This window comes from Hyalangium sp. (assembly GCF_035629615.1).
GTDB lineage: Bacteria > Myxococcota > Myxococcia > Myxococcales > Myxococcaceae > Hyalangium.
This window is the reverse complement of the sequence record NZ_DASPHO010000075.1, coordinates 1-4,343: the sequence shown is the minus strand read 5'-3', so window position 1 is coordinate 4,343 and position 4,343 is coordinate 1. Positions and strand designations below refer to the sequence as shown.

Genomic DNA, 4,343 nt, shown 5'->3' with positions numbered 1-4,343 from the left:
GCGCTGTAGACGGAGTCCACCAGCCGCCCGTCCTTGGAGAAGAGCGCCTCGCCTCGAGTGGCCTCCACCGCCGCCGTGGTGCTGGCCGCCTCGCCCGTACGGCCCTGGTACACCGCGCAGTGCTGCTCCGAGCACAGCAGGTAGGGATCCGCCAGGTGCTTGGTGCCCACCTTGGCCAGCACCTCGCCTCGCGCTGTGACGGCCTGGGCCTTGAGCGCCTCCATGTGCGCGCGCGCGTAGATCTCCGAGGGCACCAGCCCCTTGAGCAGATCCTCCAGCCTCACCACGTTCACCACCGCCAGGGTTCCGGCGCGATCCACGGTGAGCTGCAGCGCGCCCCGGTAGCTGCGGTCCTCGAAGCCGTGGTTCTCATAGCCCACGTGGTGTTCCACCTGCTGCACTGCGAAGCCGGACGCGTCCAGCGTCTCTGCCATCAGCGAGTCCTGTGCCAGTCCCACCACGCTGCCCGCCGCGTCCCGGACCTCGAGGATGCCGTGCGCTGGAGTGCGCACCTCCTCGAAGAGCGTCGTCCGTGCACCGAACCCGCGCAGCAGCTCCGCCTGCCGGGTGGCGGCCTCCTTGGGTGTGAGCGCCTCGTCCACCAGCAGCAGGTAGCGCCGGTTGTCGATGACCTTGCCCGCGATGCCGTAGAGCGAGCCGAGCACCTGGACGCGGGTGGCGAGCCCTCGCGCCTGCCACTGCTGCTGCTCCTCCGCGAGCCCCGCCTTGTTCGAGAACCGGAACTCCCCGAGCTGGATGCGGGCAGTGAGCACCGCAGGCTCGCCTTGCAGGATCCGCACCTTCCACACCGAGCCCGCGGGGGCCTCCAGCACCTTGTCATCGGGCCCGCCGAACTGGAGCCGCATTCGCCCCCGCGGAGAGAACGTGATGCCGGGGCGGCCCTCCATCAGCCGGATGGGGACCTGGGGCTCGCCGCCGCGGAAGTCCAGCCGCTTCACGTCGTGAGGGGCCGTGAGGCCCTGGGACAGCGGATCACCCGGGAGCGGAGGAGGAACTCCTGCATCCACGGCCGGGGGGGGGGTGGAGGCAACGGGGGAAGGGCCCTCGCTGCCAGGCAGAGCGGGCGGCGGCGCGCTGGCGCACGCACCGAGGAGCAGCAGGAGGAGGGCGGGGACGGCCTTGAGCACGGCACAGGGACCGTACCCGCGTGGAGCCCGGGCCGCCACTTCGAGCACTCGCTGAAGCGCCTATCGAAGGGGCGTCACCCGGTCGACCTTACTCGGCGAATGTTCTGCCGAATGTCGCGCTGGGCGCTGTGCGCATCCTGCGTAGCACCTCGAGCTGTCGCTCTGCGAAGGCGCGAGTGGGTACCTGGTGTGCGCCTCGGCTGCGCACCGCCAGCTCCAGTCCTAAGGCGTGGCGCCGCCGCATGGAACTGAAGGTGAGCGCGTCGAGCAAGGCCTGAGAGCTGAAGGGGCGACCTTCCAGGTAGCGTCGCTGAGGCTCCAGCTGAGAGCGTGCCTGCTGCCACCACTGAGAGATGGCATCCGCTTGGGGGATGGGAAGTGCGTCGATCGGCTTGGGTACCGGTGAGGCTTCGAGGTCCTCCTGCGCAAGCGGAACGGGTTCCTGGGCCTCCGGGTCTTTTCCCGGGGCGGCGTAGGAGCCTTCGATGCGGAGTCCGGTAATGGCGCTGAAGGCCTCGCCCGCCAGGGGTGCAACGGACTTCTGGCTCATGAACTCCAGGCAAGCGTCGGCACTGGCCACGCGGCCGCTGAAGCCGAGCGCCCAGAGCACGTCGGGCCGGAGCGTCTCATCAACGAGCAACTCCTGGAGCTCTTTGAGGTCTCGATCGTCGCCGCCCATGGCCAGCAGCAGCAGGGGGAGTGGGCTGGAGAGGGTGCGAGACTGGATGGCAGCGCGGCAAGCTGCCCAGGTGGAGCGATGGCCTCTGAGCCCGCCCGCCTCGATAGCCGCGTCCCGGACTTCCAGCGAGGGCGAAGCCAGCGCTCGCTCCAGCATGGCGGGGGCAAGCTCTATCCGGGACCGGCCAGCGGCACGAAGGGCAGTGGCGGCAAGCTTGGGAGATGCATGTGTGAGGAGGGCCTGGCATGCCGCGGCAGGAGCGCACTGATGAAGGCCCAGCACCTCGAGCCCCAGTGCCTGGAGGGTGGGGTTCTCGTCTTGCGGAAGGAGCTGGAGCCAGGCTGGAAACATGGCCGGCTGCAGTACCTCCAGTGCTCGCTGGAAGGCCGCGAGCGCTGCGTCATCCGCCGCGCGGATCCGCTCGAGGACCGCGTGGGCACTGCCGGAGGTGCCGTCGACCAGGAGGGTGAAGGCCGCCGCGCGGACGATCTCGAGATCGTCTGATTCGAGCGCTGGGAGCAAGAAGCGTTTGGCTGCGGGCTCACCCCCAAGGACGAGCCCATCCACGTGAGCATGGAGGCGCTCTTCCATCGGCGCGACCTCGTCCAGCACATGATCAGGTGCGACCAGCGCCTGCTCCCACCGGCCCCATAGGAAGGCCGCCTCCTCCAGGTGCTGTTCGTAGATGTCCCAGAGCATGAAACGCCCGTCCTGTCCCTAGTTGATCTCGACCGAGCCACCCTTGATGCGGTGGGTGCCCGTGGCCCGCGACTCCAGGTAGGTGCCCTTCACGATGACCTTGCCGTTGCGCCGCAGGGTGATGCTGGCCTCTCCGCACTTCAGGACGATCTCATCCTTGCCCTCGATGACCACCCGTCGCCCATCCACCTTGGCCTCGGCCTTGGCCGGAGTGGGCACCTGAGCCTGTTCCTCGAGCAGTGCATCCACCAGCGGCGTCGGGCTGGTCTCCTGGATGAGGCCCATGAGGAAGGGGCGGCCAGGATCACCGCTCTCGAACAGGAGCACGACCTTCTGGTGGAGGGAGACCGCGGCCTGCAGGCTCTTGGGATCGACAGCGATCGCCAGGCGTGCCGCGACAGGACCCGCTGTGTTGCCGGGGAAGTCGACGAGCGGCCCGCCGGTGTTGTCTGTCCCTACGAGCCAGCCGGCCAGGCTCCCCCAGATGCGTCCAGGACGCTCTGTGGAAGGGGGCGGGAGCACTGCGGTGGCGTCTGTGCGTGAGCTCATCTCTTCACCTCTCTCCAGGGGCACCCGGACTACACGTCGTGATTACAGACGAGGCACTTGGGCTTCTCCACCTTGTCCTTCATGGCCATGATGGGACCCTGGAAGACAGGGAAGGGGGGCGTGTTCTTGTCGTTGTGAAGCATCAGGTCGAGCGCGCGCGCCACGTTCTTGCCCTCGAACTTGACGTCGAAGGAGTAGTTGACGAACTCGGCCTTGCCCTTGGTCTTGTTGGAGGCCACGCCTCCACCCGCCGTCCCTGCCTCGTCGCCCGTGCTGGTGCTGAAGTTGGAGTCCTTCACACAGACGGGGTTGCCTTGCACCGACACCTTCTTGGTGCCCTTGGCTGTATCCGAGGACTTCGCCACATTGGGGTAGGGGATGGGGATCGGGCCCGCGGGGCTCGGCGTCTTGCAGACGTCCGGGAAGGCCACGGTGACGCCACTGCTGTCCTTGGTCACGACAGACATCTTGTTGACACCGACGTTGACGGCCATGTCTTCACCTCGCGTGGGAGAAAAGGGGTCTCCTCTTCAGGAGATGCCTTCCGCTGTGGCCTGCACGGTCCGCACCTCATGAAGGCTCTCGGCCATGGGGAGGTGCCCGCGCCACAGCAGCAGGACTTGCTCTGCGTCCGTGTCGAGGATGACGGTATCCAGCCTCATCTCGGGGGTTGCGTCTGGGCCCTCCGTCAACTCCACGGTGACAGACGGCGCAGCCTGCCCTGGGAGCGCGAAAGAGCGCGGGCCTCTCGGTGAGGCATTCGTGATGACCACGGGCTCGTTTCCTCGGAGATACCCAGGCGCCACGAGCCCGGGGGAGGCGGCGTTGAAGAAGCGCCGATCGAAGTCTTTGGGCAGCAGGGGCTTGCGGGCATTGTCCCACGCCTCGTCATAGGTCCCCGCGTACGCCGCGCGCGGGTGCCAGTGGGGAGAGAGGAACCCGAAGCCGGCGGGGGGCACCCGCTGCCCGAAGCGCTCGAGCGGCTGGTTCGGGTCCTCCAGGTTGGGCAAGGCCAGGTCTTCCTCGAAGGATCGAGAGCTGGAGCGGAAGCCGACGCCCACGGGGTTGCGCGGCTCGAAGGCATGCAGGCTGGGATCGGACTCGGAGCGGTCCCATCCGCCGAAAGCGCGCTCGTAGACCAGGGGCATGCGCTCGAAGGGCTCGGGCCGGGTCATGGAGGTGAAGCCCAGGCCCTTGGTCCAGACACGATCTCCCATGACCCTCACCGACTTCTCCACGGGCCCCACGCGCAGGGAGACGAGCAGCTC

The 4,343-nt window shown here is 67.9% G+C and carries 5 protein-coding genes; all 5 read right to left on the bottom strand.

What is annotated here, in order from left to right; genetic code table 11:
- A partial coding sequence (locus tag VD972_RS03360; protein WP_324980622.1) for a SpoIID/LytB domain-containing protein occupies positions 1-1,148 on the bottom strand: 1,148 nt, incomplete at its 3' end.
- An 88-nt stretch (positions 1,149-1,236) separates the two neighbouring features.
- Positions 1,237-2,526 carry a TIGR02270 family protein gene (locus VD972_RS03355; RefSeq protein ID WP_324980620.1) on the bottom strand — a complete coding sequence of 430 codons (1,290 nt, stop codon included), beginning with the start codon at positions 2,524-2,526 and terminating at the stop codon, positions 1,237-1,239.
- Positions 2,527-2,544: 18 nt separating this feature from the next.
- Positions 2,545-3,075: a DUF6484 domain-containing protein gene (locus VD972_RS03350; RefSeq protein ID WP_324980618.1), complete on the bottom strand. Its 531-nt coding sequence runs from the start codon at positions 3,073-3,075 to the stop codon at positions 2,545-2,547.
- 29 nt (positions 3,076-3,104) lie between these two features.
- Positions 3,105-3,569 (bottom strand): DUF4150 domain-containing protein, encoded by a 465-nt coding sequence (locus VD972_RS03345; protein ID WP_324980616.1) that lies wholly within the window; start codon positions 3,567-3,569, stop codon positions 3,105-3,107.
- 36 nt (positions 3,570-3,605) lie between these two features.
- Positions 3,606-4,343 (bottom strand): DUF2169 domain-containing protein (locus VD972_RS03340; protein WP_324980614.1); only part of this gene is annotated, 738 nt, incomplete at its 5' end.